General features: G+C 69.7%; 18 protein-coding genes. 9 read left to right on the plus strand and 9 right to left on the minus strand.

Features of this window, described 5'->3' with window-relative positions:
- The coding region (locus AB0J64_RS53480) for a non-reducing end alpha-L-arabinofuranosidase family hydrolase (protein WP_364045627.1) at window positions 1-524 on the plus strand (524 nt) is incomplete at its 5' end.
- 86 nt (window positions 525-610) lie between these two features.
- Here the strand turns inward: AB0J64_RS53480 and AB0J64_RS53485 are convergent.
- From AB0J64_RS53485 to AB0J64_RS53510, 6 genes are all read right to left on the minus strand, one after another.
- Window positions 611-4,087: a ThuA domain-containing protein gene (locus AB0J64_RS53485; protein WP_364045629.1), complete on the minus strand. Its 3,477-nt coding sequence runs from the start codon at window positions 4,085-4,087 to the stop codon at window positions 611-613.
- A gap of 212 nt (window positions 4,088-4,299) precedes the next feature.
- The gene (locus tag AB0J64_RS53490; RefSeq protein WP_364045631.1) at window positions 4,300-5,133 is read right to left on the minus strand and encodes a sugar phosphate isomerase/epimerase family protein; all 834 of its coding nucleotides are present in this window, start codon (window positions 5,131-5,133) and stop codon (window positions 4,300-4,302) included.
- A 38-nt stretch (window positions 5,134-5,171) separates the two neighbouring features.
- Window positions 5,172-6,368 carry an ABC transporter substrate-binding protein gene (locus AB0J64_RS53495; protein WP_364045633.1) on the minus strand — a complete coding sequence of 399 codons (1,197 nt, stop codon included), beginning with the start codon at window positions 6,366-6,368 and terminating at the stop codon, window positions 5,172-5,174.
- A complete protein-coding gene (locus AB0J64_RS53500; protein WP_364045635.1) occupies window positions 6,355-7,305 on the minus strand; it encodes an ABC transporter permease in 951 nt (316 codons plus the stop codon). Before AB0J64_RS53500 ends, AB0J64_RS53495 begins: the two co-directional genes overlap by 14 nt.
- Window positions 7,302-8,315 (minus strand): ABC transporter permease, encoded by a 1,014-nt coding sequence (locus AB0J64_RS53505; protein WP_364045637.1) that lies wholly within the window; start codon window positions 8,313-8,315, stop codon window positions 7,302-7,304. Before AB0J64_RS53505 ends, AB0J64_RS53500 begins: the two co-directional genes overlap by 4 nt.
- Complete coding sequence (locus tag AB0J64_RS53510; protein ID WP_364045661.1) at window positions 8,316-9,746, minus strand: sugar ABC transporter ATP-binding protein; 1,431 nt, start codon at window positions 9,744-9,746, stop codon at window positions 8,316-8,318. It lies immediately after the preceding gene.
- Between the two features lie 305 nt (window positions 9,747-10,051).
- On the opposite strand from AB0J64_RS53510, the gene AB0J64_RS53515 reads away from it, so the two are divergent.
- From AB0J64_RS53515 to AB0J64_RS53550, 8 genes are all read left to right on the plus strand, one after another.
- Window positions 10,052-11,185: an inositol-3-phosphate synthase gene (locus AB0J64_RS53515; RefSeq protein ID WP_364045639.1), complete on the plus strand. Its 1,134-nt coding sequence runs from the start codon at window positions 10,052-10,054 to the stop codon at window positions 11,183-11,185.
- Window positions 11,182-12,027: an SCO3242 family prenyltransferase gene (locus AB0J64_RS53520; protein WP_364045641.1), complete on the plus strand. Its 846-nt coding sequence runs from the start codon at window positions 11,182-11,184 to the stop codon at window positions 12,025-12,027. The genes AB0J64_RS53515 and AB0J64_RS53520 overlap by 4 nt, the downstream gene beginning before the upstream one ends.
- On the plus strand, window positions 12,024-12,890 hold the full coding sequence (locus AB0J64_RS53525; RefSeq protein ID WP_364045643.1) for a sugar phosphate isomerase/epimerase family protein: 867 nt from the start codon (window positions 12,024-12,026) through the stop codon (window positions 12,888-12,890). Before AB0J64_RS53520 ends, AB0J64_RS53525 begins: the two co-directional genes overlap by 4 nt.
- Window positions 12,835-13,341, plus strand: a complete 507-nt coding sequence (locus AB0J64_RS53530) for an EboA domain-containing protein (protein ID WP_364045645.1) — start codon at window positions 12,835-12,837, stop codon at window positions 13,339-13,341. The genes AB0J64_RS53525 and AB0J64_RS53530 overlap by 56 nt, the downstream gene beginning before the upstream one ends.
- Window positions 13,342-14,187: a TatD family hydrolase gene (locus AB0J64_RS53535; protein WP_364045647.1), complete on the plus strand. Its 846-nt coding sequence runs from the start codon at window positions 13,342-13,344 to the stop codon at window positions 14,185-14,187. It begins immediately after the preceding gene.
- Between the two features lie 2 nt (window positions 14,188-14,189).
- The gene (gene eboE, locus AB0J64_RS53540; RefSeq protein WP_364045649.1) at window positions 14,190-15,302 is read left to right on the plus strand and encodes a metabolite traffic protein EboE; all 1,113 of its coding nucleotides are present in this window, start codon (window positions 14,190-14,192) and stop codon (window positions 15,300-15,302) included.
- A complete protein-coding gene (locus tag AB0J64_RS53545; RefSeq protein ID WP_364045651.1) occupies window positions 15,302-16,633 on the plus strand; it encodes a nucleotide pyrophosphatase/phosphodiesterase family protein in 1,332 nt (443 codons plus the stop codon). Before eboE ends, AB0J64_RS53545 begins: the two co-directional genes overlap by 1 nt.
- 89 nt (window positions 16,634-16,722) lie before the next feature.
- The gene (locus tag AB0J64_RS53550) at window positions 16,723-17,064 is read left to right on the plus strand and encodes a hypothetical protein (protein ID WP_364045653.1); all 342 of its coding nucleotides are present in this window, start codon (window positions 16,723-16,725) and stop codon (window positions 17,062-17,064) included.
- Window positions 17,065-17,116: 52 nt separating this feature from the next.
- On the opposite strand, the gene AB0J64_RS53555 is transcribed toward AB0J64_RS53550, so the two are convergent.
- The 3 genes from AB0J64_RS53555 to AB0J64_RS53565 all read right to left on the minus strand — a co-directional run.
- Window positions 17,117-18,802, minus strand: a complete 1,686-nt coding sequence (locus AB0J64_RS53555; RefSeq protein WP_364045655.1) for a ThuA domain-containing protein — start codon at window positions 18,800-18,802, stop codon at window positions 17,117-17,119.
- Window positions 18,803-18,812: 10 nt separating this feature from the next.
- Window positions 18,813-21,638: a carbohydrate-binding protein gene (locus tag AB0J64_RS53560; protein WP_364045657.1), complete on the minus strand. Its 2,826-nt coding sequence runs from the start codon at window positions 21,636-21,638 to the stop codon at window positions 18,813-18,815.
- A 51-nt stretch (window positions 21,639-21,689) separates the two neighbouring features.
- A partial coding sequence (locus AB0J64_RS53565; RefSeq protein ID WP_364045659.1) for a ricin-type beta-trefoil lectin domain protein occupies window positions 21,690-21,939 on the minus strand: 250 nt, incomplete at its 5' end.

The following is a 21,939-nucleotide window of genomic DNA, read 5'->3' on the forward strand; positions in this document are numbered from 1 at the left end:
GCTCCGGAACAGGACCCATCGACCAGACGCTCATCGGTGACGGCACGAACATGTACCTGTTCTTCGCCGGGGACAACGGCAAGATCTACCGGGCCGGCATGCCCATCGGGAACTTCCCGGGCAGTTTCGGCAGCACATCGACCGTGGTCATGAGTGACACGACGAACAACCTGTTCGAAGCCGTTCAGGTCTACAAGCTCCAGGGCCAGAACCGATACCTCATGCTCGTCGAGGCGATCGGCGCGCAGGGCCGCTACTTCCGCTCGTTCACCGCCACCAGCCTGGGCGGTTCGTGGACACCGCAGGCCGCGACCGAGGGCAACCCCTTCGCCGGCAAGGCCAACAGCGGCGCCACCTGGACCAACGACATCAGCCACGGCGAACTGATCCGCACCAGCGCCGATCAGACCTTCACCGTTGATCCCTGCAACCTGCAGCTGCTCTACCAGGGACGCAATCCCAACTCCGGCGGCGACTACGGCCTCCTGCCCTACCGGCCGGGTCTGCTGACCCTGCAGCGCTGATGGCGTGAGACGGATCTGGCGGGCTCGGCGCGAGGCCGAGCCCGCCAGATCACGGCCGGCTCCAGGGTTCGGACGTCACACGGGGATCAGACGCGGGTCCACTTCTGGTTGTTCTGGCCGTTGCACGCCCAGATCTGCACCTTGGTGCCGTTGGCGGTGCCGGCGCCGCTGACGTCCAGGCACTTGTTCGCTCCGACGGCGGTGATGCTGCCGTCGGCGTTGAGTCGCCATTTCTGGTTGTTCTGCCCGTTGCAGTCCCAGATGATCACGGCAGTGCCGTCCGCCGTCCCCGCTCCGTTCACGTCCAGGCACTTGTTGCCGTACACCCGCAGCTCACCCGCGGCGGTCGACGTCCACTGCTGGCCGGGCTGGCCGTTGCAGTCCCAGATCTGCGCCTGCGTGCCGTTCGTCTGCGAGTCTTCGTTGAGGCACCGGTTCGACCCCACACCACGCAGCGCGCTGGTGCTGCCGGGGGGCGAGCCGTCACCCTGCCCGACGCCCTTGCCGTTGACGGTGAACGAGTCCACGTCGAACGAGTTCGCGGACGGCGCCTTGAACACGACGTAGACATTGCGGGTGCCACCGGGATCGGTGACCTGCACCGCGGGCAGGGACACGTAGGAGTTCCACCCCCCGGTCGCCGGCACCGGGCTGGAGGCGATGAGCGCCCCGGTCGGCGAGTCGGCGTGCAGTTCGATGGACGCCCCGGTGTTGGACGGCGCCGAGACACGGAAGGACACCGTGTCGATCCCGGACAGGTTGATCGGGCTGAAGGAGATCCAGTCGTTGTTGGAGATGTCGCCGATGCGCCTGCCGCCTTCGGCTCCGGGCTCGTCGACGATCCGGATTCCGGACGAGCCGGTGAAGTGCTCGGCCTGCTTGTGCTTGGGCTGCAGGGTGATGCCGGCGCTGCCCTTCAGGCCGTCCTTGTCGGTGTAGTCGGCGGACAGGACGTAGTAGACGTTGGAGGCCTCGTCATGGCCGGAGGCGGTGGTCGTGACCGTCCCGGAGCAACCGGTGTACTGGCCGGTGTCGTGGGCGTGCTGGTCATGGCCGAGCGCGGTGATCACGTTGACCTTGGCGCAGTCGACGGCCCCGTCCTCGGGATCGGTGACGTTCACCGTGTAGGCCACCTGGTCGCCGAAGTCGATGAACCCGCCGTCGGGCGGAGCCGAGAAGACGACCTTGGGACGGGTGTTGCCGACGGCGATGGACAACGTGACGCTGCCCGTCTTCCCGCCGGAGTCCCGTACGGTCAGCTTGGCGGTGTAGGTCCCGTTGGCGTTGTAGGTGTGGGACGGGTTGGCGCTGGTGGAGGTCCCGCCGTCGCCGAAGTCCCACGCGTAGGTGATCGCGTCGCCGTCGGGGTCGGACGAGCCGGCCGAGGAGAACGCCACCGTGAGCGGCGCCGCCCCGGAGTCAGGGCTGGCGCTCGCCTTGGCCAGGGGCGCGCGGTTTCCGGCTACGTAGTCGACCCGGTAGATGCTGTCATCGGTGTTCGTGTGGCCGAAGCCGTTGCCCCAGTCGGCCATGTACAGGGCGCCGTCCGGACCGAACTTCATGTCGATCGGCGCATGCGGCGCGAGCTGTGCCGCAAAGGGGTTGATCTTCAGCAGGTTGCCCGAGGAGTCCAGGCGGAACTCCTTGACGAAGTTGCGGCTCCATTCGTAGAGGAACGGCGTGCCGTCGAAATACTCGGGGAACTTGCGGTCAGAGCCGCCGGCCGGGTCGTAGCGGTAGAACGGGCCGCCCATCGGGGCGGCACCGCCGCAGCAGTCGATCTCGGGGAACTCGGCCGAGGCGTGGTAGTTGTACCAGACGGTCGCGGGCTTGGCCGCGGGCAGACTGGTCAGGCCGGTGTTGTTGGGCGAGTCGTTGACCGGTGCCGAGCAGTTGAACTTCGCGCCGGAGGTGTTGGTGGCGAAGTTGAAGTCGTTGAACGGGATGTTGTTGCCGACGCAGTACGGCCAGCCGTAGAAGCCAGGCTGCTTGATCAGGTTCCACTCGACGGTGCCCTCGGGACCGCGACTGGAGTTCGCGGCGCCCGCGTCGGGGCCGTAGTCACCCAGCGAGATCCAGCCCGTCACCTTGTCGACCGAGAAGCGGAACGGGTTGCGGAAGCCCATCGCGTAGATCTCCGGCCGCGTCTTGGCGGTGCCGGACGCGAACAGGTTGCCTGACGGAACCGTGTAGGTGCCGTCGGGCTCGGGGTGGATACGCAGGATCTTGCCGCGCAGGTCGTTGGTGTTGGCCGCGGACCGCTGGGCGTCGTAATGCTCCCGGCCCGGCCGCTCGTCGATCGGAGCGTAGCCGCTGGACCCGTTGGGATTGGTGTCGTCACCCGGGCCGATGTACAGGTTCCCGTTCGGCCCGAACGCGAGGTAGCCGCCGGTGTGGCCGGGCTCGTCGACGTTGCGGTACGCCGGAACCTCGATGATCTTCTTCTCGCTCGCCAGGTCGAGGCTGGTGCCGTTGAAGGTGAACCTCGACACCCGGTTCACCTCACCGCCGTTGGACGGCGAATAGTTGACGTAGATCCAGCCGTTGGTGGCAAAGTTCGGATCCAGCGCCAGCCCGACACCGCCGTCCTCGCCGCCGTCGTACACCGACAGGGTGGCGATGACGCGCGTGCCCCCACCGTTGGCAGGGATCAGGTTCACCTTGCCCGAGCGCGAAATGTAGAAGACCCGGCCGTCGCCGGCCACGTCCAGTTCCATCGGCTGGTCCGGTGCGCCGTCGAGGGTGACCTTCTGGAACCGGGCCGCGACAGTGCCGCCGCAGTCGCCCGGCGCCGCGCCCGCCGCCCACTTCACCCCACCGAGCAGGTGCTGTTTGAACAGCGACTCCGAATAGGAGGACGCCTGGTGGCCCATCGCGGTGGCCCACACCCGGCCGCCCTCCGGGTTGTGACACCAGGAGATCGGGTGGTCGGCGCCCATCTTGTTCGGCCCCGCGTCATAGGTGGTCTCGTCCGCGGTCACCAGCACGTGCACCGAGCCGCGCAGGTTCTTGTCGAAGTTGTACCACTCCTCCGTACGCGTCCACCGATCCGGCAGCCCCTTCGTGGAGGGATGAACCTTGTCGGCCACCTTGGCGGTGCCCTGCAGGATCGCCGAATGCGCGGTCATGTGCGCACCGGCCAGGACGACCTGGTCCCACCAGGGGAACTGCGTCTCGATGTTCATGTCGGTGGCGTTGTGGATCGCGACGATGCCGTGACCGCTGCGCACATAGGCCTGGAGCGCCTGGCGCTGGGCGTCGGTGTCCCACACCATGCCGCTGGTCTGCAGCATGATCACCGCGTCGTAGGTGTTCAGGGTCGCGGTCGTGAAGACGGCCGAGTCCTCGCTCTGGTCGAGCTGGAAGTTGTTGTCGGTCGCCAGCTGCTGGAACATCGCGATACCGGCGGGAATGGAGTCGTGCCGGTAGGCGCCGCTCGCGGTCTTGGTGAACAGCAGCACCTTGAACTGCGGAGCGGCCGCGTGCGCCACCAGAGGCACCGCGGACAGCCACAGCCCTAATAAGGCTGCGGCAAGGGCGGAAAGCAGGCGTGATGTTCGCATGAAGGATCTCCTGGGCCATGCGACAGAGTGTCGAATCGATTCGAAAATAGGTAGGCCAAACATATGTGTCAAGCATGCTTATCGCGCAAACCCGAGCTCACCTTTGCTCGGAATCTGCAGGTGAAAGCGATGCAGCACCGTCTCACCACAGTCAATGAGTGAGTAAACGGCATGCCCTTGGAATGATCAGCCGCTCAATAAGTATGAAATTTTCATAGAGTGCGCAGGTAGGCGAGGCCGTCCAGGGCGAGCGCGTCCTGGGTTTCCGCGAGGGGCCGCCAGATGGACGCCGCGGTCGCGATGGTCCGGTTGTGCGCGGTGAAGGACTCGATGACGAGCGGGCCTCGGTAGCCGACGTCGTGCAGCGCCCGGGTGAAGCCGGGCCAGTCGAAGCGGTCGTCCCCCGGTGTGCCCCGATCGGTGCCGCACACCTGCACGTGCGCGATCCGATCCGCCGCGACCCGCACCGCCAGCGCGGGGTCTTTCTCCTCGATGTTCATGTGATAGATGTCGAGTGCCAGGTGGCAGTCCTCGGGCAGCGCCTCCAGCGCCTGCTCGACGGTGTTGACGAGGCTGGTCTCATATCGGTTGAGCGGCTCGACCGCGAGCTTCACCCCGCGCTCGGCCGCGTGGTCCAGGACGGGCCGAAGGTGCTCACGCAACTCGGCGTAGACCCCTCGGCGCTCGTCCGGTGACAGCCGCCACGTACGGCCGACCGAGGCGTACGCCGGTCCCCCGATCACCGGGGAGCCGACGGTCACCGCCACGTCGACGCAGTGCCGCAGATAGTCCTGGGTGTCGCGGACGGTTTCCGGGGAGGCGGCCACGAGCTCGCGCCCCGGCGGCATGACCAGCACCACGGACGCCGCCAGCCCCTGCTCGGCCAGCACCGCCGCGGCCTTGTCCGGGTTCCAGTCACCGGGCTGCTCGACGGGCAGCTCGATGACGTCGAAGCCCCATCCGGCGATGCGGGGTGCGAGCCGCGCCAGGTCGTCGTCGGTCAGCGGGGAGACCCAGACCCAGGTGTTCACTCCGATGGAGAACATGGCGTCCCTCTTCGTCGTCGGTTCGCGGAAGGGGCCGATCAGCTCTTCTTCCCGCCCCAGGTCTCCGGGAACCCGGGCAGGTCCTCGCAACCGCACAGCGCGTAGTGCAGCGGCGGCATGTTGGGCTTGAGGTAGACCGACAGGTTCTCGCTCGTGACCTTGGGCTGCGGCAGGTTCCACCTCTTGGGCACTTCCTCGCCCTTGAGGATCTTCAGCGCGGCGATGACCGGGGTACGCCACTGGTAGGTCGGGTACGTGGGCGCGACGGCGGTGAGGCCCGCGTCCTTCCACTTCTGCAGGAAGTCCTGCTGGTCCTCGCCGTTGATCGGCGGCACCGGCACGCCCGCGTCCTCGAACGCCTCGATCGCCGCCACCGCCGTGGCGCCCGAGTCCATCCAGACGCCGTCGATCTTGCCGTACCGCTGGATGTAGTCGCTGACGATGCTCTTGGTCTTGGCGGCGTCGCCGTCGGTGAACTCCACCCCCACCACCTGCAGCTTGCTCTTGTCGAAGACCACCTTCGCCGCCGACCAGCGGGTCTCCAGCACGTCCACGCCGGGCAGGATGCGCAGCGCCAGCACCTTCCCGCCCGCCGGCACCTTCTCGACCAGGAACTCGGCGGCGTCGGCTCCGAAGGCGTAGCCGCCGATGGGTTTGATGAACGTCACCGGGCAGTCGGTCTCCACGCCCCGGTCGAACACGATGACGGGCACCTTCCCGCAGGCGGCCGTCACGGCGGGGGTGAGCGTGGCCGTGGTGTTCGGCGAGACGATCAGCGCGTCGCAGCCCTTGGCCTGCAGCTCGGCGATGTCGGAGATCTGCTTGTCGTCCTTGCCCTCGGCGTCCAGCGCGGTGAACTTCCCGATCTCCTTGTGCAGGCCGACCTCGGCCTGCATCGTCTTCCATCCGACCTGGCGCCAGGGGTTGTCGACCGCCGCGTTGGAGAAGCACAGGTGGTACGGCCCGTCCTTCTTGTACGTGGCCGTGTCGGTCATCTTCGGGGCGATGGCCTGTTCCCAGGGCTTGTCCGCGGGGCCCTGCGGGGTCTGGGAGCGCATGGCCAACTGGGCGTCGAAGTCCGCCTGCACGAAGAACTTCGACTGCGCGCCCGTACCCGAACCCTGAGCGCTCGCGGCAGGCGCTGCGGGCCGGGTGGTGGCCGCCGGCTTGTCGGTGGTGCAGCCGGCGAGGACGAGCGCGGCGAACACGGCGACTGCGGCCTTATGACGCGGCATGTGCGTCTCCTCTTCGGGGGGTGAACTTCCGGGGAAGTCGGATGGCTCCCGCCGCGACCGCGGCGATGATGATGACGCCCTGCACGGTGGATTCCAGCGCCCCCGAGATTCCGTACAGGTTGAGCAGGGTGAACAGCGCCTCCAGCGTGAAGGCCCCGGCCATGGCGGCCGGCACGGAGCCGCGGCCGCCGCCGAGCACCACTCCGCCGAGGACGACCGCGGTGATGGCGGAGAACTCGAGTCCCTGGCCCACCTGCGCCGAGACCCCGGCGAAACCGCCGAGCAGGATCGCCGCGACGGCGGCGGCCAGGCCGGAGAGCATGAAGGCGAAGATCTTGGCCCGGTCGACCCGGACGCCGGACAGTGCCGCGGCGCGCTCGTTGTCACCGGTGGCGATGAGGGTCTTGCCGAAATCGGCGCGCATGAGCCAGATCGCCGCCGCGCCCACGGCCAGCAGGATCAGCACCGACCACGGCAGCGGCCCGAGGCCGCCGCGGCCGAACACCCGGAAGCCCTCCGACAGCGCGCCACGCGGCGCGCCGCCGGTCCAGAGGAAGACCGCCCCGCTGAGGATGAGCAGCATGCCGAGCGTCACGATGAACGACGGCACCCGCAGCTTGGTGGTGACCACGCCGTTGACCAGTCCGACGAGCAGCCCGACGACGATCAGCAGGGCGAGTACCGGCCAGGTCGCGGCCTCGTCGCCGTCGATGAGCCGCGCGGCGATCACCACTTCGGCCGTCACCAGCGAGCCGACCGACAGGTCGAACTCGCCGGAGACGATGACGAAATACTGTCCCGCGGCGAGGATCACCAGCGGCGCGGCCCGCTTGAGCAACGCCAGGAACCCGGCGGGCTCCAGGAACAAGGGGTTGACGACCGCGATCGCGACCAGCAGCACCACGAGGACCGCGAGGATGGGAAGTGCCCGCTTCATGCCGACCGCCTTGTTCCGCGCCGGGCGTAGACGGCCACCGCGATGACGATGACCACGCCGCGGACCACGTCCTTGACGAAGGAGTTGACCTCGAGCTGGTTGAAGATGGTGTCCAGGACGGCCAGCAGCAGGACCCCGCCCACGGTCCCGGCGACCCCGCCCCTGCCTCCGGCCAGCGCGGTCCCGCCGAGCACGACCGCGGCGATGGACTCCAGGTCGTAGCCGCCGTCGGTGCCCACCGTGGGCGCCCCCGCCCCGAGCCTGCCGGCCAGCAGCAGGCCCGCGATGCCGGCGCATACGGAGCAGAGCACGTGGGTGATCACGATGACCCGGCCCGTACGGATCCCGGACAGCCGGGCCACCTCCTCGTTCCCGCCCACCGCGTAGATCCGGTATCCCAGCCGGGTCCTGCTCAGCAGGAACCAGGCCACGACGGCCACGCCCGCCCAGAGCATGGCGGAGACGGGGATCGGCCCGACGCGGGAGTAGCCGAGGAGCTGGAACGACTCGGGCACCTTGCCCGCCGGGCCGTCGTACAGGTGGTCGACGATGCCCTTGATGATCAGTGCGACGCCGAGCGTGGCGATGAAGGCGTGGACCTGCAGCCTGGTGATGACCAGCCCGTTGACCAGCCCCACCAGCGCGCTGACGGCCAGCACCGCGGCGACCGCCGGCACGATGTTCCCGTCCTGGCCCGCCATGACCTCCGCCGCGACCAGCGAGGCCAGGCTGATCAGGTACGCCACGGACAGGTCGAGCGACCCGGCCAGGACCGCCAGCGTCTGCCCGATCGCCACGATGCCGAGGGCCGCCGAACGCTGCTGGATCCCGACGACGCTCTCCATGGTCAGGAACTGGCCGCCGTCGAGCGTGACGAGGACCCAGCCGACCGCGACCAGGCCGAGCAGCGCGAGGAACACCACCTGCGTGGGTTCGCGCAACCGCGCCGCGAGGCCGCCGTGCGGCTCGCCGCGGCGGGCGGGACGGCGCACGCGCACGAGCAGGTTCATTCAGGCCGCCTCTCCCGCGGCCAGGCGCATGATGGCCTCCTCGGAGGCCCCGGCCGGCAGCGCGCCCGCGATGCGGCCGTCGCGCAGGACGACGACGCGATCGCTCATGCCGATGAGCTCGGGCAGCTCGGAGGAGATCATCATGATGGCCATGCCGTCATTCGCCAGTTCACGCATCAAGTCGTGGATCGCGGCCTTGGCCCCGACGTCGACGCCCCGGGTCGGTTCGTCGAACAGCAGCACCCGGGGCGCCATCGTCATCCATTTGGCGAGCACGACCTTCTGCTGGTTGCCTCCGGACAGGTAGCGGACCTCCTGTTCCTGGCGCGGAGGCGAGAGGCGTACCCGTCGGAGCAGGTCGCGGAGGCCGTCGCGGCGCTTGCCGCCCACCGCGCGGGCGACGAGCAGGGCGTTGTCGCGCACGGACTGGCGCAGGGCGAGCCCTTCGGCCTTGCGGTCCTCGGTCACCAGCCCGATGCCCATGGCCACGCCTTCACGGACCGAGCGCGGGCGCGACGGGGTCATCTCGCCCGTGGTGAACGGCTCGGCGCCGAAGATCGCTTTGGCGAGCTCCGATCTGCCGGATCCCTGCAGCCCCGCGATGCCGACGATCTCCCCGGCACGCAGCTCCAGATCGATGTCGCGAAGCTTGTGGTTGCCCGCTCCGCGCAGGCTGAGCCGTACCTCTCCCGCGCCGGCCGAGCGGGGTGGGAAGTAGGTGCCGAGGTCGCGGCCCACCATCAGGCGGATCAGCTCGTCGGGGGTCACCTCGCCGATCGGGAGTGTGGTGACGCGCGAGCCGTCCTTGAGCACGGTGACCCGGTCGGCGAGGTCGAACACCTCGCGTAATCGGTGGGAGATGTACACGACGGCGACGCCGCGTTCCCTGAGCCGCCCGATCAGCCGGTGGAGCAACTCGACCTCGTGCTCGGCGAGCGCCGCGCTGGGCTCGTCCATGACGACGAGCCGGGCGTTCACCGACAACGCCTTGACGATCTCGACGATCTGCTGCTGGGCCACCGACAGCCGCTTGACGGTGTCGCGGGGTCCGAAGAGGTCCTCGCCCAGCTCGCCGAGGAGCCGCGCGGTAGCCTCCTCCATGGCGGCCCGATCGACCAGGCCGCGCCTGACGGGTTCGCGCCCGAGGAAGACGTTCTCGGCGACAGTGCGCTCGGGCAGCAGGTTGAAGTCCTGGTAGATGATCGCGATGCCGGAGCGCCGCGCCTCGAGCGGATGGCCGAAGGAGACGGGCCGGCCGTCGATCTCGATCGTGCCGTCGTCCGGCGGGTGAACCCCGCAGATGATTTTCATCAGGGTGGATTTGCCGGCGCCGTTCTCCCCGACGACAGCGTGGACCTCGCCGGCCGTCACGTCCAGGTCGACACCGGACAGCACCCGCACGCCCAGGAAGCTCTTGCCGATGCCGCGCATGCTCAGCACGCGCTCCACCTCCTCGGCATTTTCGGGCTCATATGCCTTACGTTGCGGGATGCTAAGCCTGCTTATATCGATGGTCAAGCAAAAGTTCCCACCGGTACGACATAAGCCGGAGGGGACCCTGAGAGACGTCATCCCTGACAATCGAGGTGGTGATGGCCGCGAGCGGGCGGATGATAGGCCGGGCGATTAGCCTGCTTATGCTTGACCATCGACAAAAGTAGCTCGTACTATCGCGGATACTTGCATACCGGATGCCTTCCGCATACGGGGGCAGTCCCCGACACGATGGAGCTTTCATGGACAAGCTCGGTGTGTGGCTGATCGGGGCACGGGGATCCGTGGCGACCACTGCCATCGTGGGCGCCGCGGCCATCAGGGCGGGTGCGGCATCCCCGCAAGGATGCGTGAGCGAGACCCCAGGCTTTCCTGGGCACCTGGTTCCACTGGCCGACCTGGTCTTCGGCGGCCATGACATCACCGAGACCTCCTTACGCAAGCGCGCCGAACAGCTGGGCAGAGCAGGGGTCATGTCACCGGACCTGCCGGGCCTGCTCGCGTCCGACCTGGACGCCGCCGACGCCGAGATCCGGCCGGGGTACGTCCCCGGCGACGGCGGCCGGGCCGCGACCCGGCTGATCGACGACATCGCCGGCTTCCGCGCCCGGCACGGGCTGGCCCGGGTGGTCGTCGTCAACGTGTCGTCGACCGAGCCTCCGGTGGATCCGCGCCCGGAGTTCGAGCGGCTGGCCGACCTCGAGGAGCGGCTCGCCGCAGGCGACGACGTCCTGCCGCCGAGTTCGCTGTACGCCTTTGCGGCCTTCCACGCCGGGTGCGGCTATGTGGAGTTCACCCCCTCCACCGGGCCGACCCTGCCCGCCCTGGCGGAACTCGCCGCCCGGCGGGGCGTGCCGTACGCGGGACGCGACGGCAAGACCGGCGAGACCCTGGTCAAGAGCACGCTGGCGCCCATGTTCGCCGACCGGGCACTGCGGGTCCGCTCCTGGTCCGGGCTGAACCTGCTCGGCGGCGGCGACGGGGCGACACTCGCCGATCCGGCCGCCAGGTCCAGCAAGCAGCTCTCCAAGGATCAGGTCGTCGCGAAGGTCCTGGGAGGACCCGTCGAGGGCGAGACGCACATCGACTACGTCCCGGACCTCGGAGAGTGGAAGACCGCCTGGGACCACGTGACCTTCGACGGCTTTCTCGGCGTGCGGATGAGGCTGCAGTTCACCTGGCAGGGCTGCGATTCGGCGCTGGCCGCTCCGCTCGTCCTGGACCTGGCCCGGCTGGTGGCCCGCGCGCACGAGAAAGGGCGGCATGGCGTCCTCCCCGAGCTCGGCTACTTCTTCAAGAGTCCGCTGGGGACGGACGAGCACGCGCTGTCCGCCCAGTACGCCCGGCTGCGCGCCTTCGCCGAGGAGCTGTCATGAGGGCGCTGCTCGAGCTGGTCCGCGCACCGGCCGCGCTGTCGGTGCCGGGGGACACCATGGCGGGGGCCGCCGCCGCAGGACGGCGTCCGGCGCCCGGCCTGGCCCTGGCGTCGGTGCTCATGTACTGGTCGGGAATGGCGCTCAACGACTGGGCGGACCGTGAGGCGGACGCCGTCGAGCGTCCTGAACGCCCAATCCCGTCAGGCCGGGTGCGCCCGGGCGCCGCGCTCGGGCTCGCGGCCGCCCTGACCGGCGCGGGCCTGGCCACCGCCGCCGTCGCCGGCGGCCGTCGCGCTCTCACCGTCGCCGGCCTGCTGGCCGGCGCGGTGTGGGCCTACGACCTGAGGCTCAAACGGACGGCGGCGGGACCGGCGTCGATGGCGGCCTGCCGCGTGCTGGACGTGCTCCTGGGCGCCGGCGAGCAGGCCAGGGCCGCCGTGCCGGCGGCGCTGGCGATAGGCGCGCACACCTACGGGATCAGCGTCCTGGGCCGGGCCGAGGTGACGGGGGCGACACGCGGGACCGCCGAGCGCGCGCTCATGGCCAGCACCGCAGCGGCCGGGCTCGCGGCCGTCTCCTGCGTGCGCAACGGAGCCGCCGCCCAGGCAGGAGCGGGCGTCCTCATCGCCGGCTATCTCGCCTCCACTCTCCCGGTCCAGGCCGGGTTACGGGCCCGCCCCGACCCGGAGAACGTACGGCAGGCCGTCCGCCTGAGCATCCTCTGCCTGATTCCGCTCCAGGCGGCGGCGGTCGCCGGTGGCGGGCGGTTCGCGACGGCGGGCGCGCTGCTGTGTTCGCTGCCCGTGGGAAAGTGGCTCTCGTCCCGGGTGGCGACATCGTGAAGTGGGCCTACTGCACGAACGGCTTCGCCGGCCACCGGCTCCCCGAGGCGCTGGCTGTCCTGGCCGATCTGGGGTACACCGGTGCGGCGATCACGCTCGACCACGGTCATCTCGACCCGCACTCCCCCGGTCTGGCAGCGGAGGTGTCGCGCATCGCCGGGCTCCTCGAACGCCTCGGCCTCGATGCCGTCGTCGAGACGGGCGGGCGTTACACCCTCGATCCCCTGCGCAAACACCATCCGACCCTCATCAGCGACGACGCCGGGCGAAGAGTGGAGTTCCTGATCACGGCGATGCGGGTCGCCGCCGACCTGGGCGCGCCCGTGGTGCATCTGTGGAGCGGGGTCCGGCCCGACGGCATGCCGGAGGCGGAGGCGTACACGCGGCTGGCCCGCCGGTGCGCACAGCTGCTCGACGAGGCCGACCGGCTGGGCGTCACGCTGGGCTTCGAACCCGAACCCGGGATGCTCGTCGCCGACCTGGACGGGTTCGAGCGTCTGCGCGCGATGCTCGGTGCCCCTACCCGGTTCGGTCTCACCCTCGACATCGGGCACTGCCACTGCGTGGAGCGGGAGGACCTGGCCACGTGTGTCCGCCGGGCGCTGCCGTACACCGTGCACGTGCAGATCGAGGACATGCGCCGGGGAGTCCACGAGCACCTGGAATTCGGCGAGGGTGAGATCGATTTCGTGCCGGTGCTCGCCGCTCTGCACGGCTACGCGGGTCTGGTGGCCGTGGAGCTGGCCCGGCACAGCCATGCGGCCCCGCAGGTCGCCCGCCGCTCGATCGACTTCTTGAGGAGGGCACATGAAGCAGCCGGCACAGGAGTGGCTGGCCCAGGCCGTCCGGCAGGTCGAGGCTGACCCGTACGCGATCCACCGGCTCTTCCCGCAGGCCGGACGGCGGGGCGGCCCCGGCGCCCGGCGCGCGCTGCTCGGCGCGCTGCACGGCCATCCCGCGGTGATCCGCGGCCTGTACGAGGCGGGCGACAGCGGCGAGCGGCTGGCCATCCTGACCGTCCTGCATGAGCTCGACCTGGAAGGGACGGCGGTCGGGCTGGTGGAGGACGCGCTGCGCACCAATGACGCGCGGCTGGTCGCCGCGGCCCTCGGCCCGTACGGCTCGGCGTGGCTGGACGACCACTCCTTCCGTCAAGGGGTGCTCAAGTGCGTCTTCATGTCGATCCCGCTCGCGGCGGTGGCCGGGCTGGACCGCCGCTTCGACGCCGAACTGGCCCGGATGCTGTCGGACTACGCGGCGGAGCTGCGGGCGGCCGGCCGGCCCGTCCCGCGCGACGTCCTGGAGAGGAGCTGAATGCGCATCTTCGACCCCCACATCCATATGACCTCCCGGACCACCGACGACTACCGGCGCATGCACGCCGCGGGGGTCCGGGCCGTCGTCGAACCCGCCTTCTGGCTGGGGCAGCCCCGTACCAACGTGGGCAGCTTCCTCGACTACTTCGACGCGCTGCTCGGCTGGGAGCCGTACCGCGCCGCGCAGTACGGCATCCACCACCACTGCGCGCTCGCGCTCAACCCGAAGGAGGCGAACGATCCGCGGTGCGCGGGGGTGCTGGCCGAGTTGCCGCGGTACCTGCTGAAGGACTCCGTCGTCGCGGTCGGCGAGGTCGGCTACGACTCGATGACAGCAGAGGAGGAACGGGCCTTCGAGGCCCAGCTCATCCTGGCGCAGGAGAATGATCTTCCGGTGCTCGTGCACACTCCGCATCGGGACAAGGCCGCGGGCACCCGCCGGACCCTCCACGTGGTACGGGACGCCGGGATACCCCCCGAACGGGTGCTCATCGACCACCTCAACGAGATGACCGTCGGCATGGTCGCGGACTCGGGCTGCTGGATGGGGTTCTCGATCTACCCCGACACCAAGATGGACCCGGACCGGATGGTGGCCCTGCTCAAGGAGTACGGCACGGACAGGATGCTGGTGAACTCGGCCGCCGACTGGGGACGGAGCGACCCGCTCAAGACACGTGAGGTGGCCGATGTCATGCTCGCGGCCGGCTTCGGCGGTGACGACGTGGACCGGGTGCTGTGGCGCAACCCGGTCGCCTTCTACGGGCAGAGCGGCCGTCTCGACCTCGGGGCCGGCTCGGAAGCCGGCGAGGACTACGCCGGCAACACGATCAGGCGGGGCTGACCATGCGGCTGCGCCATCCGGACGGCTCGACCGTGCATCTGTCCTACTGCACCAACGTCCACGCCGCCGAGGATCTCCCCGGCATCCACGGTCAGCTGTCCGGCGTCGCCGCGCGGGTCAGGCGCCTGCTCGGCGTCGAACGGCTCGGGCTCGGGCTCTGGCTGTCCCAGCGCGCCGCCGCGGACCTCCTCGCCCGGCCCGGGGAGCTCGCCGCACTGCGCGAGCGGCTGACCGCGCTCGGGCTGGAGGTCGTGACCCTCAACGGGTTCCCCTACCGCGGCTTCCACGACGAGATCGTGAAGTACCGCGTCTACACCCCTGACTGGGCCGACGCGGAGCGACTGCGCCACACGCTCGGGCTCGCCGAGATCCTGGCCACGCTGCTGCCGGACGACGTCACCGAGGGCTCGATCTCGACCCTCCCCCTCGCCTGGCGGACCGGGTGGACGAACGACAAAGCAGCAGCGGTCATGGCCAATCTCGACGCGGTCACCCAGGGCCTGCGCGCGCTGGCCGGCCGTACCGGCAAGGTGATCCGGCTGGGCTTCGAGCCGGAGCCCGGCTGCGTCATCGAGACGACGCCCCAGGCGACCGCCCTGCTGAGCGACGTGGATCACGACTACCTCGGCCTCTGCCTGGACGCCTGTCACATGGCCGTGGGTTTCGAGGAACCCGGCGCGGGCGCCGGCAGCGGGCTGCCGATCGTGAAGCTCCAGGCGTCGTGCGCCTTGGTGGCCCCGCCGGGGGCACAGCGGGCGCTGGCCGCGTTCGACGAAGCCCGTTTCCTCCACCAGACGCGCTCCGCCACCGGGTACGCCGACGACCTGAGCGAGGCGCTGGCCGGCGGCCTGCCCGCGGACGAGAGCTGGCGCGTGCACTTCCACGTCCCGCTGCACGACGCGCCGCCCCCTCCGCTCGCCACCAGCGCCCCCTACCTGCGTGACCTGCTGGACGCGCTCGTCGGCGGAGAACCTCCGCTGACCAGGCACGTCGAGGTGGAGACCTACACGTGGAACGTGCTTCCCGGCGCGCCGGCGGACGTCGCCGAAGGCATCGCCGCCGAGCTCGACTGGATGCGGGGGCAGCTCGCCGCTCTCGGGCTGAAGGAGACGTGATGGCACCGCTGGTCGTGATCAATGTCGTCGGGCTCACCCCGCGCCTGCTCGCGCACATGCCGAACGTGGCGAAGGCGGGCACGGCCGCCGCGCTGCGGCCCGTGCTCCCGGCCGTCACCTGCTCGATGCAGGCCACCCTGCTGACCGGTTCGATGCCCCGCGACCACGGCATCGTCGGCAACGGGTGGTACTTCCGGGATCTCGGCGAGGTGCTGCTGTGGCGCCAGCACAACGCGCTCATCCAGGGCGAGCAGCTGTGGACCGCCGCGCCCGGCCTGCGTACCGCCAACGTCTGCTGGTGGTACGCGATGGGCGCGCCGACCGACCTGCTCGTCACCCCGCGCCCCGTCTACCACGCCGACGGCCGCAAGTCGCCCGACTGCTACACGCGCCCGCCCTCGCTCCACGACGACCTCGAGGCCGCGCTGGGGCCGTTCCCCCTGTTCACCTACTGGGGGCCCAACGCGGGGATCGCCTCCTCCGAATGGATCATCGCCGCGGCCCGCCGCATCCTGGCCCGCGAACGGCCGGATCTGCTGCTGGTCTACGTGCCTCACCTCGACTACGACCTCCAGCGGTACGGCCCCGCCGGTCCCGAGGCGATCGCGGCGGCCCGCGCCGTGGACGCCGCGCTGGCTCCGCTGCTGGCCGAGGAGGCCGAGGTGGTCGTGCTCTCGGAATACGGCATCACCCCCGCCTCCCGCCCGGTGGACATCAACCGGGCCCTGCGCACCGCGGGTCTCCTGGAGGTCTACGCCCAGGCCGGGATGGAGTACCTCGACCCGTGGACGTCCCGGGCCTTCGCCGTCGCCGACCACCAGGTGGCCCACGTGTACGTGCGCGACCCCGCCGACCTCGACCGCACCCGCGCCGTCATCGCCGAGCTGCCCGGCGTGGACGAGGTGCTGGACCGGGCGGGGAAGGCGAAGTACGGGCTCGACCACGAACGCGCCGGCGAGCTCGTCGCGGTGGCCGAGCCCGACGCCTGGTTCACCTACTACTACTGGCTCTCCGACGACCGCGCACCGGATTTCGCCAGGCTCGTGGACATCCACCGCAAACCCGGCTACGACCCCGCCGAGCTGTTCATGGACCCGAGCGATCCGTTCGTCAAGCTCCGTGCGGCGGCGGCGCTGGCCAGGAAGAAGCTGGGCTTCCGCTACACGATGCGGGTGGTGCCGCTCGACCCGGCGCCGGTACGGGGCAGTCACGGCCGGCTGCCCGACCTCCCCGACGACGGCCCGCTGATCATCGGCCCCTTCGACCGTGACTCCTACGAGGCGACCGAGGTCAAGGAGCTCCTGGCCGGCCTGGCCCGGCGGAGCCGCTGACCGCGCACCGCCCGCGGTCGCGGTCAGGCGGTCTGATCTAATGCGCGCATGGAGATCTCGCTGAAGGCCGAGGCGGCCGGAGCCGATCCGTGGCCACCCCGGAGATCTTCCAGGTCCAGGAGCACGAGGGTGTCGTGGTGACGTACGAGCGTGAGCTGCCGGGCGTCCCCATGCGGGGCGACTCCGCGAACGAGCTACCCGCTCATCACAGGAACGCGCTGCTCACCGTCCTGCGTGGCCTCGCCTCGGTGCCGGGTACGGACGCCATGCGCCGGCTGACCATCCAGGGCGACGACCGGCCGCTGTGGCAGGGCCACGACCGCTTCCAGGACGCCCTCGCGGCCCTGGTCGTTCGAGCCGTGGCCCGGCACGGCGCCGCGCTCGCCGCTCGCGTGCCGTGGCAGTTGCGCCGCAACACCGTGTTCAGCTGACAGCCATACCCCGGCGCGGCGCCCGATCGGGGGCCGCGCCGGGGCGAGGACTTCAGACGCGGGTCCAGCGCTGGTTGGTCCCTCCGGTGCAGGTCCAGATGCGCACCTTGGTGCCGTTGGCGGTGCCGCCGACATCCAGGCACTTGTTCGCCCCCACCGCCGTGATCGTGCCGTCGTCGTTGAGTCGCCACTTCTGGTTGTTCTGGCCGTTGCAGTCCCAGATGATCACGCTGGTGCCGTCCGCCGTCCCGGCCCCGTTCACGTCCAGGCACTTGCCGCCGTAGACCCGCAGTTCACTCGCGGCGGTCGAGGTCCACTGCTGGTTGGCCTGCCCGTTGCAGTCCCAGATCTGCGCCTGCGCGCCGTTGGCCTGCGAGGCGCCGCTGACGTCCAGGCACCGACCGGACCCCGCACCCTTGAGCGCACCCGTACCGCCCGGCGTGCTGGTCAGTTCCTTGATGCGGAGGTTGCGGAATGACACCACGTCGCCGGAGCCGTGGTTCTGGATGCCGATGTAGCCCTGCTGGAGCGAGCGGACCGGATCGGTGTTGGTGAAATCATTGATTCTGGTGCCGTTCAGGAACACCTGCAGCCGCTCACCCTCCACCAGCAGCTCATAGGTGTTCCACTGACCCGGCGGGTTCAGTGCCGCGTCGCGGGCGGCGATGTCGGCGGTCTTGAACCCGTAGATCGCCCCGGTCGTCTTGTCAGGGGTGTCGGTCGCGTCGATCTGCACCTCATATCCGGTGTTGAGCGCGGCGTCAGGGTCACTGGTGGCCGGGAACCCGACGATCACGCCGGAGTTGGAGTCGCCGGTCATCTTCCAGTCGAGCTTGAGTGAGTAGGAGCGGAATTCCTTGGCGCTGTACCACAGCATGCCCAGGCCGCCCTGGGAGGTCAGCGTGGCGTCGCTGTTGGCAAACGACCCCGGCCCGGCCTGCGACCAGCCCGTCGTCGAGCCGTTGTACAGCGTCGTGTACCCGGTCTCCGGGCGGCAGTCGGCGTTGGTGGCCTTGGCCGCGTACCGGATGCCGCCGAGCAGCAGCGTGCGGAAGTTCGGGTCGGCGTACGACTCCTGGGTGTGCCCCAGGCCGGTGTAGAACGCGCGGCCGGAGGACTGGGGGTGACACCAGGTGATCGGGTGATCGCCCATGCCGCCGCCGCTGTAGCTCCCCTCGTCCAGGCTCTGCAGCACCCGGACGTTCGGGCGGGGGTTGGTGCGGTAGTTGTACCACTCGTCGGTACGTGACCAGGTCGCCCCCAGGTGGGCGGTCGCGGCGTGCGCCCGGTCCTCGTTCCGTACGGTGGCCTGCTGGATCGCCGGGTGGTTGTTGAACCAGGCCCCCATCAGCTGCCCGTAGTACGGCCAGTTGTACTCGGTGTCCGCTGCCGAATGCACCCCCACGTAACCGCCCCCGCCGTCCACGTACGTCTGGAAGGCGGCCTGCTGGCTGTCGTTCAGCACATCACCGGTGGTGCTGAGGAACACCACCGCCTTGTACTGGGCCAGGTTGGCCGTGCTGAAGGCGTTCGAGTCCTCGGTGGCGTCGACGGCGAAGTCGTTGGCCGCCCCCAGGTCGCGGATGGCCTGGATCCCGTTGGGGATCGAGTCGTGCCGGAACCCGGCCGTCTTGGAGAACACCAGCACCTTGAAGGCGGCGGCCTGGGCGGGAATGGCGGGGATCATCGTCGCGGCGGCGGTGATCGCCGCCACCGTCACTGACAGGCGTCGCAGCATGGCTGTCCTTTCAGACGCGGGTCCAGCGCTGGTTGGTTCCTCCGGTGCAGGTCCAGATGCGCAGCTTGGTGCCGTTGGCGGTGCCGGAGCCGGTGACGTCCAGGCACTTGTCGGCTCCGACCGCGGTGATGGTGCCGTCGGCGTTCAGGCGCCACTTCTGGTTGTTCTGGCCGTTGCAGTCCCAGATGATCACGCTGGTGCCGTCCGCCGTCCCGGCCCCGTTCACGTCCAGGCACTTGCCGCCGTAGACCCGCAGCTCACTCGCGGCGGTCGACGTCCACTGCTGGTTCGCCTGCCCGTTGCAGTCCCAGATCTGCGCCTGCGCGCCGTTGGCCTGCGAGGCTCCGCTGACATCCAGGCACCGACCAGACCCCACACCCTTGAGCGCACTCGTGCTCCCTGAGGGCGGGGTGCCGGTGTCGAAGGTGAAGGCGTCCAGGTCGAACAGGTAGCCCTGTCCGGTCGGGCCGCGGAAGACCAGGTAGAGGGTCGTCGTGCCGGCCGGCGCGCCGCTGAGGTTCGCCGAGACGTCGGCGAAGGTGTCCCAGCTGCCGGTGCTCGCCACGTTCACCGTTCCCAGCAGCGTGCCCGTCGCCGAGCCCGCCCGCACCTCGATCCGGCCGCCCGCGCCGGCCGAGGACACCCGGGCGGTGATCCTCGTCGCGTTGCCCAGGTTGTACGGCTGGAAGGAGATCCAGTCGCCGTCGTCAGTGAAGCCGACCGTCTTGCCGCCTTCCGCGGTGGCGTGGTCGGCCGTCTGGATGCCCTGCTGGGCGCCGAAGTGCTCGGCCTGCCGGTGCCGCGGCTGGAGCGTACGGTCGCTCGTGGAGGTCAGACCGCCCTTGTCGGTGTAGGAGGCCTCGAAGACGCCGTAGATATTGGCCGCGGCGTCATGCTCCCCATCGACTGGCACCGAGATGGAGCCCGAGCAGCCGGTCTTGGAGGTGATCTGGTGGCGGTGGCTGTCGTGGCCGAGGAAGTAGGTGACGGTGACCCCGGCGCAGTCAATCGTGCCGTCCTCCGGGTCGCTGACGGTGACCTCGAAGGGCACGGTGTCACCGAAGGAGAACAGTTGCCCGTCGGCAGGGGTGGTGAGGGTGACCGTCGGCGCGGTGTTGCCGACGTTCACGATCACGCTCGCCGTGCCGGTGAGACCCTGTGGGTCCCGGACCGTGAGCGTCGCCGTGTAGGAGCCGTCGGCGGTGTAGGTCTTGCTCGGATTCGCCGCCGTGGAGGTGGTGCCGTCGCCGAAGTTCCACGAGTACGTCAGCGCGCCGCCCTCGGGGTCGGAGCTGCCCGCCGAGGAGAAGTTCACCGTCAGCGGGGCCGGTCCCGACGTCTTGTCGGCGGACGCCTTGGCGATCGGATTGCGGTTGGCCTTGCCGATGTACTCGATGCGATACAGCGCCTGGTTGTTGTTCCCGTCGCCGTAGTCGAGGACGTACAGGGCCCCGTCAGGGCCGAAGGCCATGTCCATCACCTGCGTTCCCGACCAGGGGAACGCCGAGATCTCCCCGTAGCCGCCGTCCGCCTTGACCTCGATCGCCTTGATCCAGCGCCGGCCGTACTCACCGGCGAAATACCGCCCGTCGAGCGTCTGCGGGAACTTGACGGCCGAGTTCAGGTTGGGGTCGTAACGGTAGACCGGGCCACCCATCGGCGACTCCGACCCGGAGCCGAACTCCGGCGGGCTTCCCGAGTCACCCGCGTACTTGATCCACGCCGGCTTCGCCGGAGGCAGCGTGGTCAGGCCGGTGTTACGGAAGGAGTTGTTGGTCGGGCCGCCCGCGCAGTTGAACTTCGGGCCGGTGCTGTTGGTGGCGAAGTTCCACTCGTTGTAGGTCTCGCTGGTGGTGTTCGTGCCCGTGCAGTACGGCCATCCGTAGTTGCCAGGACCGGTGATGCGGTCGAACTCCACCTGCCCGCTCGGCCCCCGGTTGGGGTCGGTCACACCCGCGTCCGGCCCGTAGTCGCCGAGGTAGACGACGCCGGTCGCCTTGTCCACGCTCATCCGGAACGGGTTGCGGAAGCCCATCGCGTAGATCTCCGGCCGGGTCTTCGCCGTCCCCGGCGCGAACAGGTTGCCGCTGGGGATCGTGTAGGTGCCGTCGGGCTGCGGCTTGATGCGCAGGAGCTTGCCGCGCAGGTCGTTGGTGTTGGCGGCCGTGCGCTGGGAGTCGAACTGCGGGTTGCGGTCGGTCCGCTCGTCCAGCGGGGCGTAACCGCTCGACTCGAAGGGGTTGCTGTCGTCGCCGGTGGTCAGATAGAGGTTTCCGGCGGCGTCGAAGTCGATGTCCCCGCCCACGTGACAGCACAGGCCGCGGTCGTTCTGGACCCGCAGGACCACCTTCTCGCTGGCCAGGTCGAGGGTGTCGTCCGGCTTGAGGGTGAACCGGGACAGGTGCAGCTCGCCCTTCCACTGGTCGAACTGGGCCTGCGAGCCGTTGCTCGGCGCATCGCCGTTCGGCGTGCTCAGCCGGGGCGAGTAGTAGAGCCATAAGTACCGGTTCGACGCGAAGTCGGGATCCACCGCCACCCCCTGCAGGCCCTCCTCGTCGTGACTGTAGACGTTGAGCTTGCCTGCCATCTTCGTGTTGCCGTTGACATCGGTGACGCGCACCGTGCCGTCGCGCGCCGTGTGCACCACCGACCGGTTCGGCATCACGGCCAGCGACATCGCCTCACCCAGCTCCGCGCCTCCCGACGCGAGAGACACCTGCTGGTAGTCGGACGCCGGGATGACGAGCGCGTTCGCCGGGGAGGCGTCGAGCGCGAGCGCTCCGGGAGTGATCAGCGCCATCGTGGTCAGCAAGGTGAGCCACGGACGTCGGGACATGAGTGTTCCCTCCTGACAGTGGGGCGTCGAGGGGCGCGTCGTCGGACGGGTTCAGATGCGGGTCCACTTCTGGTTGGTGCCGCCGGTGCAGGTCCAGATCTGCACCTTGGTCCCGTTGGCGGTGCCGTACCCGGAGACGTCCAGGCACTTGTTGGCTCCGACCGCCGTGATCGTGCCGTCGGCGTTGAGTCGCCACTTCTGGTTGTTCTGGCCGTTGCAGTCCCAGATGATCACGGCGGTGCCGTCCGCCGTCCCGGCCCCGTTCACGTCCAGGCACTTGCCGCCGTAGACCCGCAGCTCA

Source organism: Nonomuraea sp. NPDC049695, assembly GCF_040674955.1.
GTDB classification, from domain to species: Bacteria; Actinomycetota; Actinomycetes; order Streptosporangiales; family Streptosporangiaceae; genus Nonomuraea; species Nonomuraea helvata.

What these genes read in the sequence shown, in the direction of transcription:
- AB0J64_RS53490 (WP_364045631.1), bottom strand. Translation starts at nt 5,133, where the DNA reads ATGTTCTCCATCGGAGTGAACACCTGGGTCTGGGTCTCCCCGCTGACC.
- AB0J64_RS53545 (WP_364045651.1), top strand. Translation starts at nt 15,302, where the DNA reads ATGGCACCGCTGGTCGTGATCAATGTCGTCGGGCTCACCCCGCGCCTG.
- AB0J64_RS53530 (WP_364045645.1), top strand. Translation starts at nt 12,835, where the DNA reads ATGAAGCAGCCGGCACAGGAGTGGCTGGCCCAGGCCGTCCGGCAGGTC.
- AB0J64_RS53515 (WP_364045639.1), top strand. Translation starts at nt 10,052, where the DNA reads ATGGACAAGCTCGGTGTGTGGCTGATCGGGGCACGGGGATCCGTGGCG.
- AB0J64_RS53495 (WP_364045633.1), bottom strand. Translation starts at nt 6,368, where the DNA reads ATGCCGCGTCATAAGGCCGCAGTCGCCGTGTTCGCCGCGCTCGTCCTC.
- AB0J64_RS53555 (WP_364045655.1), bottom strand. Translation starts at nt 18,802, where the DNA reads ATGCTGCGACGCCTGTCAGTGACGGTGGCGGCGATCACCGCCGCCGCG.
- AB0J64_RS53500 (WP_364045635.1), bottom strand. Translation starts at nt 7,305, where the DNA reads ATGAAGCGGGCACTTCCCATCCTCGCGGTCCTCGTGGTGCTGCTGGTC.
- AB0J64_RS53505 (WP_364045637.1), bottom strand. Translation starts at nt 8,315, where the DNA reads ATGAACCTGCTCGTGCGCGTGCGCCGTCCCGCCCGCCGCGGCGAGCCG.
- AB0J64_RS53485 (WP_364045629.1), bottom strand. Translation starts at nt 4,087, where the DNA reads ATGCGAACATCACGCCTGCTTTCCGCCCTTGCCGCAGCCTTATTAGGG.
- eboE (WP_364045649.1), top strand. Translation starts at nt 14,190, where the DNA reads ATGCGGCTGCGCCATCCGGACGGCTCGACCGTGCATCTGTCCTACTGC.
- AB0J64_RS53510 (WP_364045661.1), bottom strand. Translation starts at nt 9,746, where the DNA reads ATGCGCGGCATCGGCAAGAGCTTCCTGGGCGTGCGGGTGCTGTCCGGT.
- AB0J64_RS53560 (WP_364045657.1), bottom strand. Translation starts at nt 21,638, where the DNA reads ATGTCCCGACGTCCGTGGCTCACCTTGCTGACCACGATGGCGCTGATC.
- AB0J64_RS53535 (WP_364045647.1), top strand. Translation starts at nt 13,342, where the DNA reads ATGCGCATCTTCGACCCCCACATCCATATGACCTCCCGGACCACCGAC.
- AB0J64_RS53520 (WP_364045641.1), top strand. Translation starts at nt 11,182, where the DNA reads ATGAGGGCGCTGCTCGAGCTGGTCCGCGCACCGGCCGCGCTGTCGGTG.